Origin of the sequence: Glaciimonas sp. Gout2 (assembly GCF_035018905.1) — a bacterium.
Lineage (GTDB): Bacteria > Pseudomonadota > Gammaproteobacteria > Burkholderiales > Burkholderiaceae_D > Glaciimonas.
In genome coordinates this window covers 1-21,323 of record NZ_JASJXA010000005.1, presented here as the reverse complement: position 1 = coordinate 21,323, position 21,323 = coordinate 1, and the positions used below count along the sequence as shown (strand labels likewise).

General features: G+C 49.3%; 14 protein-coding genes. 6 read left to right on the top strand and 8 right to left on the bottom strand.

The features are described 5' to 3' along the window. Positions 1-163: 163 nt before the first annotated feature. The 4 genes from QN379_RS05575 to QN379_RS05560 form a co-directional block, all read right to left on the bottom strand. Positions 164-940 (bottom strand): hypothetical protein, encoded by a 777-nt coding sequence (locus tag QN379_RS05575; RefSeq protein WP_322234095.1) that lies wholly within the window; start codon positions 938-940, stop codon positions 164-166. Between the two features lie 107 nt (positions 941-1,047). Continuing rightward, positions 1,048-1,638: a hypothetical protein gene (locus QN379_RS05570; protein WP_322234098.1), complete on the bottom strand. Its 591-nt coding sequence runs from the start codon at positions 1,636-1,638 to the stop codon at positions 1,048-1,050. A gap of 1 nt (position 1,639) precedes the next feature. After that, positions 1,640-4,090, bottom strand: a complete 2,451-nt coding sequence (locus QN379_RS05565) for a fimbria/pilus outer membrane usher protein (RefSeq protein ID WP_323506187.1) — start codon at positions 4,088-4,090, stop codon at positions 1,640-1,642. 13 nt (positions 4,091-4,103) lie between these two features. Then, complete coding sequence (locus tag QN379_RS05560; protein ID WP_323506186.1) at positions 4,104-4,823, bottom strand: fimbria/pilus periplasmic chaperone; 720 nt, start codon at positions 4,821-4,823, stop codon at positions 4,104-4,106. Between the two features lie 446 nt (positions 4,824-5,269). Between QN379_RS05560 and QN379_RS05555 the strand changes: the two genes are divergently transcribed. Continuing rightward, positions 5,270-5,734 (top strand): RDD family protein, encoded by a 465-nt coding sequence (locus QN379_RS05555; RefSeq protein WP_323506185.1) that lies wholly within the window; start codon positions 5,270-5,272, stop codon positions 5,732-5,734. A gap of 211 nt (positions 5,735-5,945) precedes the next feature. Here the strand turns inward: QN379_RS05555 and QN379_RS05550 are convergent, their stop codons facing one another. Together QN379_RS05550 and QN379_RS05545 are read right to left on the bottom strand one after the other, a co-directional pair. Beyond that, on the bottom strand, positions 5,946-6,311 hold the full coding sequence (locus QN379_RS05550) for a PXPV repeat protein (protein ID WP_323506184.1): 366 nt from the start codon (positions 6,309-6,311) through the stop codon (positions 5,946-5,948). A gap of 189 nt (positions 6,312-6,500) precedes the next feature. Then, positions 6,501-6,842, bottom strand: coding sequence for a hypothetical protein (locus QN379_RS05545; RefSeq protein ID WP_322234110.1), 342 nt, complete (start codon positions 6,840-6,842; stop codon positions 6,501-6,503). A 346-nt stretch (positions 6,843-7,188) separates the two neighbouring features. Between QN379_RS05545 and QN379_RS05540 the strand changes: the two genes are divergently transcribed. Further along, positions 7,189-8,286 carry a tartrate dehydrogenase gene (locus QN379_RS05540; RefSeq protein ID WP_322234113.1) on the top strand — a complete coding sequence of 366 codons (1,098 nt, stop codon included), beginning with the start codon at positions 7,189-7,191 and terminating at the stop codon, positions 8,284-8,286. A gap of 98 nt (positions 8,287-8,384) precedes the next feature. On the opposite strand, the gene QN379_RS05535 is transcribed toward QN379_RS05540, so the two are convergent. Continuing rightward, on the bottom strand, positions 8,385-11,021 hold the full coding sequence (locus QN379_RS05535) for an EAL domain-containing protein (RefSeq protein ID WP_322234116.1): 2,637 nt from the start codon (positions 11,019-11,021) through the stop codon (positions 8,385-8,387). 590 nt (positions 11,022-11,611) lie between these two features. Here QN379_RS05535 and QN379_RS05530 point away from each other — a divergent pair. The 4 genes from QN379_RS05530 to QN379_RS05515 all read left to right on the top strand — a co-directional run bounded on the left by QN379_RS05530 (position 11,612) and on the right by QN379_RS05515 (position 17,788). Beyond that, complete coding sequence (locus QN379_RS05530) at positions 11,612-12,091, top strand: DUF2946 domain-containing protein (protein ID WP_323506183.1); 480 nt, start codon at positions 11,612-11,614, stop codon at positions 12,089-12,091. 122 nt (positions 12,092-12,213) lie between these two features. Then, a complete protein-coding gene (locus tag QN379_RS05525; RefSeq protein WP_323506182.1) occupies positions 12,214-14,610 on the top strand; it encodes a TonB-dependent receptor in 2,397 nt (798 codons plus the stop codon). Positions 14,611-14,788: 178 nt separating this feature from the next. Continuing rightward, complete coding sequence (locus QN379_RS05520) at positions 14,789-16,228, top strand: PepSY domain-containing protein (protein ID WP_322234125.1); 1,440 nt, start codon at positions 14,789-14,791, stop codon at positions 16,226-16,228. A gap of 198 nt (positions 16,229-16,426) precedes the next feature. Next, complete coding sequence (locus tag QN379_RS05515; protein ID WP_322234127.1) at positions 16,427-17,788, top strand: carbohydrate porin; 1,362 nt, start codon at positions 16,427-16,429, stop codon at positions 17,786-17,788. Between the two features lie 352 nt (positions 17,789-18,140). On the opposite strand, the gene QN379_RS05510 is transcribed toward QN379_RS05515, so the two are convergent. Beyond that, the gene (locus QN379_RS05510; protein WP_323506181.1) at positions 18,141-21,149 is read right to left on the bottom strand and encodes a calcium-binding protein; all 3,009 of its coding nucleotides are present in this window, start codon (positions 21,147-21,149) and stop codon (positions 18,141-18,143) included. Positions 21,150-21,323 lie beyond the last annotated feature (174 nt).

The window sequence follows — 21,323 nt, the reverse complement described above, 5'->3', positions numbered from 1 at the left end:
GATTTACATGGCTCTCAATATATCTAGGAAAAACTCTCTGAATAATTGTGCGGTTTGTAGGCGAAAAACCTTACATTAAATCTAAATAAAAAAAACACAGCATTTTTAGATGCTGTGTTTTTCATTAACTAGCACGCAGTTTTATTACCTGCGCGGCGGCTACTTACCAAGAACCATAATTTACAGTGAATGTAGCGACACCAGTGATGTCGACTTCTTCTTCAGTTTTCACGCCCGCTGCAATCAATTTATCTAGCGAAGCGATGGCTGGCTGAACATTTATCTCACCGGTATAGTAGCTACCGATAGCTTTGTAAAGGTTCAAAACTGAAAGCGGGTCAGCCAAATGTATCTTACTGCCACCAGGAGTCAGATACTCTTTAGTCCCAGTAAGACTTGCGATATCAGCGATTGGTATGGTAGGCAGGCCAACATTGTCTGAGCCCTCGATCGCCAGACGGATCGGATGTGCTGTCTTCAACGCTTTGGTCTTCGCACCGTACTTGATATTGTCAAGCTGGGCACCCCAGATACCGACATTGACCGGTTTTGCATCAACTAATGTGGTCATGTTGTAGAAGTAAGCAGGCGCGATGGAGCCCAGTATCGAAGTAATTCCCAGATCCGCCAGAGGAATATCGGTACCAACTTTGTCGCCGTTCTCAAAATTAGTATCATTCATACTTAGCGCAATTGGTGTGTCTGCGCCGTTACAATCTACTGTAAAAGTCTTTGTCTTTTTAGAAAGTGCTTTACCCAGCGCTGAAGCAGACTGTGTACCATATTCAAACGTAGCGTCACCATTACCAATCGATACGACGCACGCGCCAGGAGTCAGTTTTACGTTCAACGTAACGGTCGCAGTGTCTGCCGCCATTGCGCCAGCAGAAAATACCGTCGCAATAGATGCTGCTAATAAGTGTTTAGAAATTTGTTTCATTGTTGTAAAACCTCATAAATTAAAAATAATGCACGTTATGTCGCGCGAAGATTTCTCCCTAACGGGAGAAATTTTTTTGGATAAAACTCACTTCCAATTTTTTCCTACTACAACTCAATAATAGAAATACGAATATTGCTGCTCATAATGGCTTGCGCGGAACCCGACTTTCCTTGTAGATTGAGTTGTGGTGAGAGTGCTAATTTGGCCTGCAATGTGCTGACCAATATTTCTGTTCCATCAGATGCCAGAGGAACAACCGTCTCATCTGCCTGCAACTGCAAGTCCGCTTTTTGTATGTCGTTCTGTTTGTTGGCCTGCAACACACGCCATTGCTGGATGGGCCGCTCGTTGACGATAGCTGGGCCTAGAGTAGCGATAACATGGCCTTCATCTGCAGTACCAAACTGGATCGTCTTCTCAGTTTCTGCACCCATCCCGGTAATTCTCAAGCCTAGGCGGACAGGTCGTTGACAACTAACCTGCACGGATAGCTCCTGCCGTCCAGCAGATGCAGACTTGCCATCCACGCTGGTCGCTTGCAAATATTCATGCGTGAAATTGCCATAATCAATTTGCGTTTGAGATAGCGCCAGAGAGCAGTTTTCGCCTGTCTGCGCAAAGGCCGCGGATGCGCAACTGCCTCCCATTAAAGCCGCGATGGCAAAATACTTTGCCCATTTTGTGTAATGTTTCATCTCAAGATTTCTTTTCACTATTAATTGATTGCTGGCACACCGCCGTGGCTGTTTCATAGATCTGGTCGCTTGCCTGCTTTTTCGGTAAGGCGACCTCGCATAGAATCGTCTTGCCAACGCGTACCTGGACTGCGTCCAAATCTGTAACATTTGGGATGAAAGCGCCACCATCGCGACCGACTATCGTGGTGATGTATGTGCCTTCAACGTCCGAAACGATCGCACCGGCTTTAATTGGATGGCCATCTCCATCCTGCATGTTCAAAAACATTCTGCGTACCTGTGTGACCTCAAACGGAATGTTGGTCACGGAGCCGCGCGCCATTCTTACTTCTTTGACGCCGTTTTTAATATCTGCATTACGTGGCAGCGTTGAAGGGACAAGCTGAATACGTTCAGCACTGAAGGGGCGTAAATTTGGAATAACTGCGTAGCCACGCCAATCACTCCACGCTGGTCCCGATGGTGTCATCATTTTGACGCCACTGAACTCACCAACCGAAGCGACGCCAAAGGTGTCATCGACCCGATGCGGTGTTAATGTCACTCCACCGCCATGCGCCACCGCACCACCTTTGATGCTGAAGCTACTGCTACCAGTACCATCAGAGCCACTTGAAACTGAGGCACTCATTGCTGCCACCCGCGATAGGTACGATACTGAGCCGGAAGCACTCGGTCCACCGTAAGCAGATTGTGCTGATCCCAAAGAATAGGCGAACTGGTCGTTAACGCTCTGGCTATAAGTCTCGGCGAGTGATGTATGACCACCAGATCTCTGCGCTGAGGCCCCAAAATTACCTTTGCCCAACGGCATACTCAAACTGGCATAAATGCGCCAGTCACTGGCTTGTCGGGTAGTGCGCTCGGCATTTACACTAAACGACATTCGTTTGAGCGTTTTGCGCCAGCTCGCGCGGAATTGCCCAGTCTCACCATGATGTGCCAACACATGATGGTAGTAAGACGCACTCACACTACCCAACGTGCGGTGGGAATAATTCACTCCCATGCTATAGGAATTCCTACGCTCATCCAGATCGTCCAGCGCATTTACCGTGTTCTGCTCATCGGCATTTAGCTGACGGAAACGCGAACCAAATTCCCGATATTTTGCAGTCTGCGTCGACGCGCCAAAACTAGCGCCAAAACCGGAGCGAAGTTGATGACTACTACCAATATTGACTATTGCCCCGGTGCTGTCGGAACTTTGATCTGTGGCCGTGCGCAAGCCCATATTAAGGCTGTGCGAACCAATGCGGTTCCTCACGGAGCCGAACGAACGTTGCGCAGTAGCGCCGACGCCATAATATCGGTCAGCCAATAAAAATCCCGCCATTCCACTGCTGGCCTCTCCAAGCGGCATTTGAACTGAACCGTAGGAAAGCCAGCTGGAACGATCCTTGTTGCCTGTATTAAGAACGCCGGTTTGTCCCATCCCGACAAAAAAAGCAGGACGTGATTGTCCGGCACCGCCTGCGAAATCCCAAGCCGGTACAGAGAACGTCTGGTGCTGACCGTTCGACTCAATCACTGTAACAATTGCGTCTGATGTACGACTTAGGAGAGGCACTTTTTTCAACGAAAAAGCACCTGCCGGTACCACCGTTGAGTACACCAGCGTGGCTTGCTGACGCACTTCAATACGCGCCACGGTCTCCGCCATTCCAGACACTGTGGTCGTCACACCATCCAGGGAGTTTGCAGCAAAATCAGGGATAAATTGCGCGCCGACGTAGGAAGGAACAGAAAAGAGAGAGCCGTCCCCGTTCAATTGCCCAACACGTAAAATCGTACGCGACTTCATCACCGAACGCTGCGCGTAAGCGTACTGGTGTTGAAGATCCAAACGACCGGTGTCATCTTGCGTGAACGTTTGTCGACTCCGTAGCGCCCAATTATCGACATTCAAACCAAGCTCTGTGAAACCAGAAAAGGAATCAAACCCGCCACCTGCATAACGCCCCTGAAAGTAGGACACGTCGTAATTAAACATTCCAGCCGCACCACCTCGTTGAAGAGCGAGCTCTGGCTCGCTTGATGCTCGCATCACTTCAGCGGGAACATATAAATCCATCGCTTGACGTTGCGGATAGAAATGTGCGGTAGCTAGCGGCACAAGCTCGGTCAAAGGTCGACATGCTTCTCCGATGGAAAGCATTTGCTCCGGTGCTGGCGCGATACCAAGTATTTGCAAATTGTCTGCGCTAAAACAAGGCACTCCCTCATCATCAAAGCGGATGGTCGCTGTGATAGTTTTGACTCGGTTAATCCGCACATCAACGCGCTGGTTGCCCATCGGAAATTTGCCACCTTTAGCAAAGTGGGTCGCCATTTCTTGCGGCAAAGATCGTGCTCGCAAAATATCCGTATCGAAATTTACCATTGCCAATTCTGAGGCGTGCGCTATCCCTACGGCCAAGCTTAAAGCTGCCGGTATTAATTTCTTCATGTCAGTTTTTTTCTTAGGTTGGTGCTTTGGTCATCAGATCGGTGACGGAAGAAACAATCTCTTTCGTGGTGTGCCCATAATCATTTACAGGCAACAGACTTAGCGAAGAAAAGGCAGATGTTGCATCACTCAAAACCGCAACGCGCTGTTGGCCAGGCAATAAATATCCGCCCGATAAAACTGCCTGTTCTTTTGACGGCAATAATGTCAGTTGCGGCATAAACATAACGACCTGATTGCTGTTGTTGACCACGTTAAGTTGCTTACCATCACGCGTCCACTGAAGTTTTTTGTAGGTGTCTTCGGCATTTTCTTGCTCGGCGGCATTGACGTGAACAAAAAGCGGAACAGCTTGCTGGAGTACGAATTTGATGCCGGTTGATTCCGGTGGAATAGCTTCAAACACAGCACGCTTCAGCGTGTCTTTTTTTGACTTCTGATCGCCGTTGAGCATAAATCGTACCATTTGTGTTTCGCCAGGTTCGATACGTACGACTGGTGGCGATACGATTATTTTAGTCGTCGTATCTTCAGGAATATCTTCAATAAAAGAGTGCAGCAATATAGGATAGGGAAACGTATTTTTGACATTATTTACGCCTTCACCAGTTTTGCTATCGACAATCACTGCCAGGCGTTCCAGCGTGACTGAGGCTTTTGCAATACTCGCAAAAAAAGGTAATGCACAAGCTAGCGTGAGCGCAAAAAGACACGCTTTTTTTTGAAAAAACATTTCATTGATCCCTTCGTATTATTGACAGACGCCTGTCATATCCAAGCTAAAACATAGTGGAAGAATTATAGAAAATACTGGCGTCGAAAAATACTGGAGAACCCTTTTAATACGTGAGAAGTATCTATAAATTACCGACAAATTAGACATATCTGTAATGAAAAAAGAATTCCCTAAAGGGCGTAGGGAAAAGCAGAAATTTATTTATTGAGGGGTCAGCTGAACAAAGCATTTTGCAGGTGGTTTCTACCTTGCAATGGGAATGGAGCGCCCTCTGCTTTAAACGGTACCAGAACCGGATTATTTGAATAAAATGGTATCAAGAATAGACTATCGAAAAATTAAATGTGGCACAATCCAAAGAACCAATTTGCTAAGTATTGGATTCTCCCTTACAGCCTTGATCCCCCCGATCATCACCAACTTGCACTATCTGGAGCTAACCGATGTTTATATCCACCGAGCTTGAATATGTAGGATTTTGGGCGCGCGTCTGGGCCAGTCTGATTGACACCATTTTGATGATGATGGTGATTTTTCCGATATTGTTCGCCATTTATGGGCGTGTGGAAATGGCATCCGGCGTCACGTTGACGGGTGCGTCTAATATTTTGATTTCGTATATTTTGCCGGCCGTCGTCGTAATTATATTTTGGACTACCAAGAATGCAACGCCGGGAAAAATGGTGATAGGTGCCACTATCGTTGATGCAGAAACCGGCGAACCACCAAGCCTGAAGCAGCATGTAATCCGCTATATCGGCTATTACCTTTCAGCGATTATCTTTTGCCTTGGTTTTATCTGGGTTGGATTCGATAGAAAAAAACAGGGGTGGCATGACAAACTGGCGGGAACGGTGGTTGTGCGGAAGAAAAACAAAGGAACAGAGCCTGTCAGGTTCGGCATTTAAAAAATCGAGAAATAGTCGCTTTATAAAATTGGTGGTCATACGCTTACGACATATGCTTTCCTTAGCCAGCTATCTTGGCCAGCATTCCCAATACGCACGTGCATAGTTTTTAAACCATTCGGGCCGCCTATTTTGTTCAATAGGCGGCCCGAGGCTGGAAGATAAGTACATTGTGGTCTGGCAGCTAAAAGCCGCTTTAACGCGACAAATATTAATGGTTATCGCGATGTTCTTCTTGACGCTCATCACGGCGGCCATCACGGTGGTCATCGTGATTATCTTCGCGGTAATGATTTTCTCGCCATTGACGTTCACGCCATTCACGCGCACGCATACGGCGTTCATGCCACTCTGACTCACGATCCTGCTCTATATAAACAGGGCGAGGTTGAACATATATCGGACGCGGCTGAACATACACCGGTTCTGGACGAACATAGACGGGTTCAGGGGCAACATATATGCCCGGAAGGCCAATATTTACACCCACATCCACGTGCGCCATAGCGGGACTTGCCGCCATCACTAATACCGCGCTGGTGATCAGCCCGGCTATGATGCTAATCGTTTTTTTCATCATTTTTTCCTTCTGTTTAAACCATTTTTAATACCGATTCGGCTTGCGCCACTACCATGAATTGGCAGTTATCGTTCAAAGAAATTTATTAACCCAGACGTAATACAAGAACTTGTTGAACGTAGTCAGTCAAATACTGAAATATAAAAGACAGGACAAGCCTGTCTCTTTTTTTACACGCTAACTTGATTACTTAGCAGATGCAGATGCACCTGCTTTTGCGTTCACACCAACACCAGCGGGGTGCACTTTGACTTTACTGTTAAGCGAAGTGTGGTGCGCTTTCGTTGCAGTATTCATCGCATCACTTTTAGCATCTACGACACCAGCATGTGCTTTTGCGTTGACATCTTCTGCGCCAGCTTTTGCTTTAGTGTCTGCAGCAACGAGAGCACTTGGTGCTTTCACATCAGGATTTGCAGATACTGAGGTAGATGTTGCGGCATTAACTGCTGCGGTTGGCATTGCAGCTTGAGCGAAACCAGCAGTGATTAACAAACCGGTGATCAAAGCAGCGTGGAATTTGTTCATGTATGTCCCTTAGGTATCTTAGTAGCCTCAAGATGATTCTCGAGGAGTTGAGATATAAACGACTTGGGAAAGATAACGTTGACGCACATTACAACCCGTTACAACTCTGCTCCTTAACGTTGGCGTGATATAGACGGGCAGACTACCTTACTTATCGGCGACGGCTGAGCAGCGCGATTTTTGAACCACTGCAACAAATACGCGCAAGTTAAATACGCCTACATTTTGGGATGCCAGCGGTTTTTCACACCATCTGCAATGCGTTAACTAAAGTCATAATTATAAGATCAAGCAGAATGACTATAATGACAACTGCCCGCGTCCACGACGCTCTAGGAGAACACCAATGAACACCACATACAAAATCGCCGTACTCGCAGGTGATGGCATCGGCAAGGAAGTCATGCCCGAAGGCCTGCGCGTCGTCAACGCTGCCGCCAAACGTTTTGGCATTAATCTGGAACTCACCGAATTCGACTGGGCCAGTTGCGACTATTATGCGCAAACCGGCAATATGATGCCAGCCGACTGGAAGGCGCAGTTGTCGGGAATGGACGCGATCTATTTTGGCGCAGTCGGCTGGCCTGACATCGTGCCCGATCACATTTCGCTATGGGGCTCGTTATTAAAGTTTCGTCGCGAGTTTGACCAATACATCAACTTGCGCCCGGCGCAAACCTTCGAAGGCGTGCGCAGCCCGCTGGCAGATCGTGGCGCTGGCGATATCGACATGATGATCGTACGCGAAAACACTGAAGGTGAATATTCGTCCGTCGGTGGCATTATGTACGAGGGAACGCCTAACGAAATCGTGATGCAACAGTCGATATTTTCACGTCGCGGCAGTGATCGGGTTCTCAAGTTCGCATTTGAACTGGCCAAAAAGCGTGCACGCAAGCACGTCACGGTAGCGACCAAAAGTAATGGCATTTCGATCTCTATGCCTTGGTGGGATGCGCGCGCAGCCGAGATGGCAAGCCAATATCCGGACATTACGTGGGACAAACAACACATCGATATCTTGTGCGCGCGGTTTGTCCTGCAACCGCAACGCTTCGACGTCGTGGTTGCCTCCAACCTCTTCGGCGACATCCTCTCAGACCTCGGACCAGCATGCACCGGCACTATCGGTCTGGCACCATCGGCGAACATGAATCCGGAACGCCATTTTCCTTCCTTATTCGAACCGGTCCACGGCTCGGCCCCGGATATCTACGGCAAGAACATCGCCAATCCAATTGCCATGATCTGGTCGGGTGCGATGATGCTCGACTTTCTCGGCGGTGGCAGTAGCGATAGCAAGGGCCGTCAGGCGCATGACGCAATATTGGCTGCAATCAAATCTACGCTCGCATCTGGGCCGCATACCGCTGATATGGGCGGAAATACGTCCACCACTGCGATGGGTGAAGCGATCGCCCGACTGGTGTCTGAAGCGATCTAAAGAAGGCTTGTAGTGTTGGGAATGGCCCGCGATAGTTGATACTCGATGCTTGACCGGGCCTATTCCAAAATAATGCCTTTTGCTTACGGCGATACATCTCACTGCTCAAGAATGAATGCCTCTAGCGCAAGCTTCGGTAGCGGTTTGCTGTACAGGTAACCCTGGTAAGCTTTGCATCCCTCTTCTACGACGAATGCATATTGTTCGGCCGTTTCTACTCCCTCAGCCACAACGTCCAGATTAAAAGCTTTACCCAAAGCGACGACCATACGGATAATGATCGCGCCTTGTTGTTCATCGGCAAAATCCTGGATAAAGACTTTATCAATTTTCAACTCATCCAGAGGCAGGCGCTGTAGATAGGAAAGTGAAGAGTAACCCGTTCCAAAGTCGTCTAGAGAGAATCCAATGCCCATGGCCTTGAGGGCATGCATTTTGCGAATCGTGCCTTCAACATCTTTAATCAACAGGCTTTCGGTCAATTCAAGCTTGAGTCTGGCGGGATTCGCACCTGTATCAATAAGGATCTTCACAACTTGATCTACAAAATCCAGATGATGAAACTGGGAAGCGCTGACGTTTACCGACATACTAAACATCTCGGTCTCTGGCGATTTAGCCCATCGAGCCAATTGGACGCAAGCCGTGCTCAATACCCACAGCCCAAGTGGCATAATTAAACCGGTTTCTTCTGCGATGGAAATAAACTCTGCTGGCATCACCAATCCCCGCACCGGGTGGTTCCAGCGCACAAGTGCTTCAGCCCCGGTCATTCGGCCCTGCACATCAGACTGCGGTTGAAAGTAGAGAAGAAACTCATTCCTGGTCAACGCATGACGAAGATCGGTGACCATAGCAACACGGGCGGTGACTAGTGCCTGCATTTCGGGGAGGAAAAACGACATGGCATTGCGCCCGGACGCTTTTGCCTGATACATTGCAAGATCAGCTTGTTTCAAAACGTCTTCGGAAGTAATCGATGGACCGCCGAAAATGGCGATGCCGATGCTGGCACTACTATAGTGCTCCTGATAGATGATCTCGAAAGGCTTGCCAAAGGAGTTAAGTATTTTTTCACCAACTCCCCCGGCATTGTCCGCTGCCTCTTTCTCGGCATCCGCTAAATCTTCTAACAAGACAACAAATTCGTCGCCACCGAGCCGCGCCACCGTATCGCTGACCCGCACAGATTCTTTCAGCCGGTTAGCAACTAACTTTAGTAACATATCGCCTTCGTCATGCCCGCGAGTGTCATTAATACCCTTGAAGTTATCCAGATCAATGAATAGCACAGCGCCAAAACGTCCTGTACGCCGGCTTAACGCCACCGCCTTCTCGATCCGGTCGAGCAGCAACTGACGATTGGGAAGTGTAGTCAGCGCATCGTAGAATGCAAGTGCGTGTAATTCGCCCTCCATTGCCTTACGCTGGCTGATATCCAGAAAGTAGATAGCCAGGCCCTCTTCGGAAGGATATGCCCGTATCTCCATCCATATTTTCAGTTTCCCGTCATATTCCTCGAAAGCCACTGAACAGTTTTGTGCAATCGCCCGATGATATTCCCTGGCATATTGGCCACCGACCGCTTCAGAAAATATATCCCACAAACTGGTGCCAAGAACCTGCCCACTCGAAATTTGCAATAGCCGCTCAGCTTCGTGGTTGAGATACTTAAAATGCCATTGTCGATCGACCATCACAAACGCGTCGGTAATACTTTCCAGAGTGGCCGTCAACAGCGCCGCCTGCCGTACCGCGTTCGCCTCGGAACGCTTCCTCTCGGAAATATCCTGGATTCCTCCCCTTATCTGTATGACCAGTCCGGTTGTATCGCGTACGGCTTCGCCAGTGATACGTACCCACCCCTGGCGCTTGCTGGCCGTTAAAATTTCCACCTCTTGGTCGTAGGGCGTGCCGTCGCGGACGCAAGTATTAAAGAGATGTGTCAGTGATACGCGCCCTTTGTCCACGTAAAACTGACTTGCATCTGCAATCGTCGGAGTGGTGCCGTGTGATACGGCATAGATGTCACACACTTCTTCCGACCAGGAAACCTGATCGGTCTCTAAATCAGCCATCCAACCGCCAAAATGGGCGATACGACTCGCGATTTGAATCAGTGCTTCACTGCGCAACATTCTTGCCTGATATTGGTTTCGCGTTTCAAGTTCGTCGCGGGACCGTCGCAGCACCTCAATCGCTTGTTCTTGCGCCCCCAAATCCCGAACGATACGCCTTGCCAACAGCAATAAAACCAGTGTAAGTGAGACGCCCAGCAAAATGAAACTAGCGTGAGCTAAGCGCAGACTCTTCGATTCTTTTGCATTGCGGGCCGTCAGCAACCCATTTTCCTCGTCTATCATGTTCTTGGTCACGTGCTGCAACCTGTTAGATATATCGGCGCCCTCAACAAAATAGTGCGCTGCAGGAATGCTCCCCAAGGTGTCACTAATTGCCTGCGTTTTGATGAACATCGCGACTCTCTGCGCAAACAAGTCTTGAAGCGTCTTCAGGTAATGTATTTGTTTATTGTTATCTAACGTGAGCGCTTCTATTTCGCGTATATTCACGCGCGCCAAATCGACTGCATTTTCACGATCGTTTAAAAAACGCGCCGCCCGGAGGACAAAATACCCGCGTTGTGCCGATTCGGCGCGTATCAGATTATTTTGAAATTTTTCAATCGTACTCAGGACCTGATGGGTATGGTCGACCCATTTCGTGGCACTGTTCAATTTCGTTTCCATGTATACAGACAAGCTGGCTAATAGAACGAGTACGAACACTACGACGACGAGGGAAATGATGACTAAAGATTTAATACTTTTTTTAATCATTTTTATATCTCGGGAACATGCATTGAGACCGAGAATGCCGAACTCCGGATGGTTGACGGTGCGCAAGCCAACGGATTAATTACGTCCGAGAAGAATAATTCTCAAAAACAATAATAACCCCGAACTCGATGCCGGAAAGTATTAGTTTCCGATAAAGAATGCACTGGTTTAAGACACCCCGGATTTAGCACGCCAGCCCAGCAACCCCAGTCCAGGCATATTTGGATAATACAGTGATTTGTAATTTAGATAACTATATCAACGGATGCGCCGGGATAGTCTACGAGGTGGCCGCAGTTCGATATTATTATATTGACCGCTTAGGCGTCACTGCAGCTTGTATTTCTCACACCTTCACAATAGAATGCCAAAGCATTATCGCGGCTCGGATCATTATCATTTTTAGTCCCGAATTTGCATCATGTCAGCCATGCCACACCTAGTGTCACGGCCTCACTTATAGTTGACACCCTCTCCGTCAGTACCGCATGTCACTTACCCGTTTTCAAAAACGCATCGTCTGGACGTGCCTCATAGCCCTCTGGCTAAGCATGTTCATGCCTGCGATTTCACAAACGATGAAGGCGATGACGGCGACGCGGACGGCGCAGATAGTCAATGACCTCTGCACATCCTCGGGATTAGTTCATCTTGACACGAATAAGGGCGACAACTACTCGCTCCTGGTCAACGAGACTGGAGATCACCAAGATCACCCGAATCAGGATGGTCACGATGGTCACGATAGGCACGATGGTCACGACAGTCACGCCGACCATGGCGATGCCTGCGGCTACTGCACGCTGCTAGCGCATAGCCCGCTCGTCACCAGTTATTTCCACATCATGGTCGTCACGGCGGTCACGACGTCGCATGCGGTGCCGTTGTTATACGATTACTATCCACCACGCCCATTTCGCGGGCAGACCAATCCGCTCGATCCTCCCTCGCCCCTGAAGCAGTCCTGATTTTCTGATTAGTCATGTGCTGACACGATAGTGTCGCCGCCGCTGCATTGCTTATGCCGTGCGGAGGTGCTTATTCATTTGCTTAGCCAATTAAAGCGCTAGGTGAAATCCAGGGGAAGTTTATGCTTAATTTGCGTTCGCAAACTAAGGGAGTCGTGCGTGCTAATGCACGTGCCATCGGGTGTTCAATTGCGCTTGTTGCATCACAACGCACTTCATCATCCAGCCAGTCATCCTACTTAACAGCGGCATTGTTACCGCTTTCTTTTTTTGTCCTGCCTATCCTTTTTCAACCTGCGTTTGCCGCTGAAGAAGAAAGTCATGTTCCAGAAGTCGTCGTCACGGGGGTGAGAGAAAAACAAGTGTTTGATGTCAATTTGCCAGCTACGAGTGAACGTATCACCGCCCAACAGGTAGAAAATATGAACGTCATCAACACCGAAGATGCATTGAAATACATGCCTAATATGGCGATTCGCAAGCGCTTTATCGGTGATGAAAACGCCACCATTTCCGTCCGTGGCAATGGGAACTCACAGACCGCACGCGGATTGGTGTACGCGGATGGTCTTTTGTTGAGCAATTTCCTAGGCAATACATTCAGCTTTCCACCGCATTGGTCGATGGTTTTTCCCGAAGATATTGCGCAGGTTGACGTCATGTACGGTCCTTTTTCGGCCTTATACCCGGGCAATTCAATGGGAGCAACCGTGGCGATCACAACCAAAATACCGACCAAACTTGAGGCCACGCTGAAGACGCAAGTATTCCGTCAGCAATTCAATCTGTTCGGTGTGGATAGCCATTTTGATGGCAATAAAACCACCGCGTCGATTGGCAACAAGGTTGGAAATCTGTCCTTCCTGTTGGGGATTGATCATCTCAGCAATGCCGGGCAACCTTTCGTCTATGGCAACCAACTACGGTCTACCATACCGGCGACTGGCGCGGCTGTTCCGGTCACTGGCGCTTATCAATACACCAATCCAAACGGCGCACCATCGACGATATTTGGCGTTAATTCTGAAGGCGCTGAACGCGTCGTGCAAGATCAGTTCAAGTTCAAAGCAATATACGACATCACGCCGACATTGCAGGCGGGATTGACGTTCGGCTACTGGCGTCAACAGGTGAATAACAACACTGCAACATTCTTGCGCGACGCTAATGGTAATCCTGTGGTCGCCGGTCTGGTCAATATTGGTGGCTATCAATACAACCTCCCAAAAGGGTTCTTTGCCCCCGCGGCCAGCGAAAGCGAGAATCAGCTTTATGGCCTGACACTCAAAACCCAACACCCGAACGGCTGGAACTATTCGGCGATTGCTTCCTATTTCGACATTTCAAAGAGCATTTCGCGATCCGCCAACAGCGGACTGCCAAATGATCTGACCGGCGTGGCCACCTTCGGCGATGGTTCCGGCTGGAAAACGCTCGATCTTGTGACCGACTACAAACCGGTTACCGTCAGCGCAGGGACGCATTGGCCCACCTTCGGCTATCACTACGACAATTACTTCCTGGAAAATAAGACCAAAAATCTAAGCAACTGGCGAGATGGTGATGGTAGTGGTGGCGGCGGATTCAATAATGCCTTTGCCGGCAAAACCGAAACACAGGCGCTGTTTGCCCAAGACGCATGGCAACTATCCTCACGCTGGAAGTTAACCACCGGATTGCGCTATGAAGACTGGCGCGCCTATGATGGCATGCGCGCAGTGGTTGGTTCGTCGCAAGCCTATAGCAATCGCACCGAATCTTATTGGTCGCCAAAGGCGGCATTGTCGTATCAGGCCACGCCCGATCTGACTTTCCGCTTTTCTACCGGACGCGCGTATCGCTTCCCAACGGTGAGCGAACTATTTCAAGGCAGCCTGACCGGATCAACGTTAGTGAATAACGATCCCAATTTGAAGCCCGAAAACGATCTGGCAAAAGAATTGAGTGCCGAGTGGTCACAATCGAACGGTCTGCTGCGCATGTCGCTATTTGAAGATGATGTAAAAAACACCTTGTTTAGCCAAACCAATACGGCGGTGTTTCCTAACGTGACGAATATCCAGAATATTGATCGCGTGCGCTCGCGCGGCGTCGAGCTGCGTTATTCCGGTGAAAATGTCATCCTGCGCGGCCTTGATCTCAGTGCCAGCGTTGGTTATACACGCTCAATCATTGTGGAAAATAGCAAAAATCCGGCGACGGTTGGAAAGAATTTTTACCGCATTCCATTGTGGCGCGCAAATCTGGTCAGCACCTATCGCCTCAATGAGCAAGCCAGCGTGATGCTTGGCGGGCGCTTCTCCGGGCGACAGTTCAACACGCTCACAAATACCGATATCAATCCCAATACTTTTGGCGGCACCAGTTCATTTTTGGTATTCGACACCAAGCTGACGTTTAAGCCGACGAAACATACTGAGCTTGGATTCGGCATCGACAATCTGACCGACCGACGCTACTACGTGTACTACCCGTATCCTGGCAGAACTTTCTATATGGAAGCAAAAGTCAGCATGTAGAAGATAGATGCGTGACAGATAGGCACCGTATACCGTATAGACAGCGCCTGTTCACTCTCTATCACACTCTTAAGATCAGCTCGGCTGTACACCGCCAATTATTGGTTGACGCAAAAGGGGCAGCGACTAGCCATTAGTCACCGCCCCGTAAAAACACATTTAGTACCGAAAACAAACTATGCAAACCACCCTTCAAGCGCCATCGCCCACCGACTCAGCACTTTCTGCCTCGCGCAATTACCGTATTTTATGGCGATGGCATTTCTATGCCGGACTGTTCGTGATGCCTTTTTTGATCGCACTGGCAATTACCGGCGCGATCTATGTCTTTAAGCCGCAGATCGATACCGCGCTGTATGGCGACAAGTTATTCGTCGCCGCCAGCACGCAACACCCAATTAGCTACGACAAGCAGTTAGCGATTGCCGCCCGCGCGGTTCCCAATGAGGCCGTCGCCACCTCGTTAAGCGTCAGCGCCAATCCGCAACGCAGCACCGAAGCGGTATTCCGTTTAACCTCGGGCGAAAGCACCAGCGTGTACGTCAATCCAACCACCGGCAGTGTTCTAGGCACGCTCAGCGTAGAACATCGCATCATGAATCAGGTACGACAGATTCATCGCGATCTAATGCTGGGCAAATGGGGTGGATGGTTAATGGAACTGGCGGCTTGCTGGACATTGATCATGCTGGGAACCGGAATCGCTTTGTGGTGGCCCAGAACAGCATTTTCTGTATGGGGAACGTTACTTCCACGCGGCGGTTTACGCGGACGCGCCATCTGGCGAGAACTGCATCTGGTCGTCGGTATCTGGGTGGCAATCGGTGCATTGTTTTTTATCTTGAGCGGATTACCGTGGTCGAGTTTCTGGGGCAAGAATTTTCAATCTATCGTCACATGGGCGAATGTCGATCATTCTGCACCGGCGTCTAAAACCGAACATATTCATGGATCGACAGCGCCGTTAAACCTTTCCACGCCAGCGATGCCCTCACCACCAATGAAGATGCGCGATCTCCCATTGGCCGAGATTCCCTGGGCGGTGGGCGCGACCACCGTGCCGATGTCACATGTCCACGTGATGCCACCGCAAAGACTCTCCATCGATCAAGTCGCGGCGATAGCGGCGACCAGCGGCATGCTGACCTATCAACTCGCGCTGCCTACAAAAAAATCCGGTGTATTTACCGTATCGTATGCTCCCGGCAATTCGATATTTTTACGCTCCGATCTTGACCAACAACGCACGCTGCATATTGATCAATATAGCGGAAAAATGTTGAAAGATATGCGTTTTTCCGACTACAACCCCGTGTCCAAAGCAGTCTCGCTAGGTGTTGCCTTGCACATGGGCGAATATTTTGGCTTGGCGAATCAACTGATTTGCGCAGCGATTTCATTAGCGCTGCTAGGAATAGCAATTACTGGCTTTGTGATCTGGTGGAAACGCCGTCCAGTAAAAGCATTGGGCGCGCCAAAGCGGGTGCTGCAACCACCATCCTCCATCAAGCGATGGAAAGGATATCTGGCGATTATGGGGTTTTTATTCCCATTGATGGGCGTGTCGATGCTTATTGTGTGGTTAGGCGACACCCTATTTTTTAGAAAGAAACCTTGATGCTTTTTTAGGTCATTAATCACAAATGACGTCACCAGAATCAAATTGAGATTCAGTAACATCTAGCATAAATATGCTACTGTATTATGCCATTGTCTCCACGTAGCAACGTAGCGAGCGCAAGCTAATTTTATTTCCGCCATTGTTCTTGACTAAAAAAATGGCGGCCAATAGACTCTCGCTGTTCTCGGAGCCCCTATGTTTACAAGTAAAAAAAATATCCTTATCGGCTGCCTGATGGCGTCGGCCTACCTTAGCAGTATCACCATGGCCAATGCCCAGGAAGAACCGACGCCAGTTTCTCGGGAAGCAGAAAAAATTATTGCTCCCGAGACATGGAACGCAAAATTTCAGTCAACCTACATCTGGCAGCGTAAACAGTCGTTCGATGCGCCTTATAGCGGCACTAACAGCTTGTCGCCAGAACGCGAAAAAGCATATTCCCTGACAGCGACCGGTTATTTCGGCCTTCGGCTCTGGGGTGGAGCAGAACTGTATTTCAATCCGGAAATGGTCCAGGCAGTACCGCTTTCAGGTTTGCATGGTTTGGGCGGCATGACCAATAGCGAGCAACAAAAAACCAGCGGACCCAACCCAAAGTTTTATCGTGCACGGCTATTCTTACGGCAAACATTCGACTTTGGCGGCGCGCGTGATGCCGTCGAATCCGGGCCAAATCAGTTGGCTGGCATGGTCGATAAGCGACGGCTGGTCGTTACGCTGGGGAACGTCAGCGTCACCGATATTTTCGATAACAACGCCTACGCGCACGATGCCCGCACGCAATTCGTTAACTGGTCCTTTTTGACTTACGGCGCATACGATTATGCGGGTGACGCCCGTGGTTATACATGGGGCGGTGCGGCAGAATATTACTATGACGATTGGGCGATACGTTACGGTCGGTTCATGGTCCCGATTATGTCCAACGGACAGCCGCTGGAAACTCGTCTGGCCAAGTATTACGGCGATCAAATTGAAATTGAACGCGGCTACGCCCTCGGCAATCAAGTCGGCAAAGTAAGATTTCTAGTCTTCCGCAACAAAGAAAACATGGGCAGTTTCAGCGATGCTATCGCCGCTGACAACGGCGGCATTCCTTCAGTCGCTGCCGTGCGCAAAGACAGTTTCAAGGTTGGCTATGGCTTCAGTCTGGAACATGCACTGCGCTCTGACATTGGCCTCTTCGCCCGGGCCAGCAGAAACGATGGCAAGACCGAGACGTATTCTTTCACCGAGATCGAACGCTCTGTCACCGCTGGCGTAGCAATAAAAGGCGAGCAGTGGGGACGCTCCAAAGACACGATTGGTGTTGCCGTCGCGCAAAATGGCTTAAGCAAAGCGCATCAGGACTATTTATCGCTAGGTGGCCTTGGTGCGTTTATTGGCGATGGAAAATTGCATTACAAACCGGAAAAAATTCTGGAGGCGTATTACAACATCCACCTATACAAAGATACTTACTTGATGTTTGACGCTCAACGTATTACCAATCCCGCCTATAACGCAGATCGCGGTCCGGTCAATGTGGGGACTATTCGGCTTCACGCAGAATTTTAAGTGTTTGCCCGACCCTGATTGGGCAAGCGATTAGCCCTAGAGCGTGCTGATATATAGACCTTTTAGACGAGGTTAGCGCACACCGAATCTCGTCAATTACGAAGGCTGCTGCTAATGACTTACCCCGTCATTGGCCCTGCCAGTATTTTAGTCATCCGGCGGGAATTGTTGGGAAACATGTTTGAGCCAAAGGCGAGTTAGTGATAGCGAGATTAACAACACCGTCAACTAAGGGCATTTACCAACGGTCAGGCAAATAATCCCACCGAACCGATTTTGGGTAACGCCTTAGCGTAGGATGAAATATCGGCAAGATTAAACATTCCCTGCCGATACGTTGATTACAAAATGACTATCGTCGCCCGTGCAAATCAGTCGCACCGAAATGCGGCGGTGCCAACATTGCCTGCGCCGAATTGACTGCACTACCGACGTCATGGCCATTCTTTGCATATTGCCCGACCAGATCACAACCAAGACCCGCCGCATTACTCTTCTTGAGATGCAAATCGAGCAACGCAGCCGACTCCGCCCACAAATTGACCGCAGGAGGCCTGGCGCGCAGTTGTTCAAACTGCGCAACAACGGCATCAAAATTAAACTGCGGAATCTTCTGATTGAGCAGCGTATCAGTAGAACCGGCAGCATCAACGGTCGAATTGTCAGGCACCATCTGCAAAGATGACGCGCGACGACCATCCACTTTCGTGAACCAATTATCAATAATTGCCTGCTGTTTCCGAGCCTTAGCCAACACCCGATCGCCCGCTTGTCCAAACAGCAAAGCAGCAGCAGCGATCCCCTCGCTAACATGCACAGCAACCACCTGCTTGCCTATGCTATCTGTTATCACTTTGTCGTCGTTATCTGCTTCGCTGCTAACGTCATCATTGTCAGCTTGACCGTTATCATCACTAACGTCAGCATGACTATGCTGATCTGCGTTCATAACGCCCATGCTATCGGCAGCTTCGGGTAGAGCAATCGGATTTGCTGAAAGTAATTCTGTTCCGGTCAATGTCTTGCCGTCGGCAAACCGGAACTGGTCGATGTGATAGGTCGCGTCATTAAAATAGTTCCTGATCGTGAGACTGTCACCGCTTCCGAATTCGATCACCAGATCGTAATTGACAGTGTGCAGACTCTGAATATCGCTGGCATTCATGTCGGTAAAAATCACGACATCCGTGCGACCACCGCCCCTGTTATCAGTACCACGATCCTCGTTTCTGATCGTGTCATGTCCGTCACCACGGCGCAATATATACGTGTCATTGCCAAGGCCGCCATAGAGTGTATCGTCCCCTTTACCACCGGTCAGAATGTCGTTGCCATCGCCACCGATCAAGGTATCGTTGCCAGCGCCACCTAGCAAAGTGTCATTACCTTCTCCACCGTTGAGACGATCGTCACCAGCATTACCACTTAGCGTGTCATCGCCCTCACCCCCATCTAACGAATCATCGCCCCTCCCTCCCAGCATGACATCGTTACCTGCGTAGCCATTCAAAGTATCATTTCCATTCCCACCGACAATCAAATCCTTTTTCTTCGTACCATTCTTGTTCATAACGCTGCTCAGTTCAGCAAATAACTTTTGTATTTCAGGCGATGCATCCAGTGTGGAGAGACCCAAGGCAATCATCTCAGCTCCAATCCAGCTAAAATCCTGCATCGCACTTCCCGCTGCACGATTAAAGTCGATCAAATCGTACAACCCTTTTATGCCATCCGCCGCAATCGCTGCCTTGAAGTGTTTTTCCAGCGCACCATAATCCAGATGCATCCCATCGGTATCTATCTTTAATTCAATCTGATCAATCAACGACTTAAACCGTGTCTGCAATAACAGCGAACCGTAGATCGATTCCTGCAATGCGTCATAAGCTTGATTGAGGCTATTTACCTGTTCGGCATATAAACTAATCGTGATAGTCCCAGGCTGACCATTTTTGCCTTCGACCATCTTGAAGCCGTTATAACCCATGCCGGTCAGGTTATGCATCGCAAAATAATATTGCCCGTTAAACGCTTCCAGAATATGCAGCTTCTTTTCCCACGCGGCAACGATGGCGCGACCGGCGGCGTCGTCAGTAATAACCTGACCGCCCAGCGATTGCCAGATCACCGTATAAGCACTGCCAGCGCGTTCTTGCAGGGTTTTAGTCATGCTGGATGTGTCGGCCCAATCGGACAGCATTTGATCCAGCAAGCCGCGCTGTTCTTCTCGTGTGGTGGCGGCGCTGTAGTGCGCTAATACGCTTTGTAGCGAAGTGGATAAGCTGGCGGCTTCGCGCAGGTCGCGCACTTTGCCTGCGCCTTGCATATCGGGCAGGTCTTTGACGTTATCGGCAATCACGACTTCATCAGTAAATTCCCGATGGAAGGCGTCTTCTTCAAAATTCACGTCACCCATGTTGCCGGTGCTGCCATCGGTTTTTGTGTACGTACCTTGGTCGGCTAACTGGTTACCATTGGCGAGTGTTTGGTTATGTGATTTTTTGTTGACGTTGAGACTGGCGATGCCGAGTTGATCCAGCGTGAATAATTCATTGGCTTGAGATATGCCATCCTGATTGAGATCATGCCAGACTTTGAGCTGATTCCAGTTGGCGTCGTTTTTATCGATCTTGCCATCGTGGTTGGAATCCAGATCAGCCAGTGCACCGAAACCATCGCTGGCGGTGTGGCCGTTGTCGAGTTGGGTGGAATTGCCGAAGAGTTCCGTTCCGTTATCGATCACGCCGTTGCCGTTGCGATCCATGACGAGCAAGCCATCGTCAGCGCCGACCCAGCCGGTCGCGGTTTTGATACCGTCGTTGTTGTTGTCGAAGTAGATGTTGTTTTTGCTGCCGACGGTTTCGATGCCGTCGCCGTCGAGGTCGAGGACTAAGGGATCGTAGCGGTAGGTGCGTGAACGGTTGAAGTAGCCACGGGCAGCTTCGTCTGGGTGAAGTGCATCGTACAATTTACCACCTAGATTTTGTTTATTCGCCCAATCAATAGCTTGATCGACGAGATATGCCGTAGCGGCCCCAGCCCCAAAAGCGCGCCCAACGTTGGTAAGCCTCTGAGCAACTAGAGGATCAGAAATTAACCCCATACGTAAAAGTACTTTTCCCAGGCCACTGGGATCTCTACCTAAAAGCCTAATTGCTTGATCCAAGCCTGAAACGGCAAACTTTCTGCCAAATCCGGCTAACGTTCCAGCAACATATGCAGCGGAGACAGCAGTAATTTGAGCAAGTGATTGCGCTACTCCTGCTGTGTCCCCTTTTTCATATCGATCAACGAGGCGGCTTATACTTTTACTAATTGCATGAGTAGCGGCTTGCTTACGAGTAATTACAGTGGAGTCCATGTTCAATCTTTATAAGAAATATTTTTTATGTAAATTACCGTATTTGCGATAACGGCAGAAGTGCACCATGCACTTATCAAGCTAAACAATATAAACAACCGACCTTGCGTTAATGGCCAATCTGGAGAGAGGAATTTAATTTCATTCAACTTAAGATAAAGAGCTATTACAACC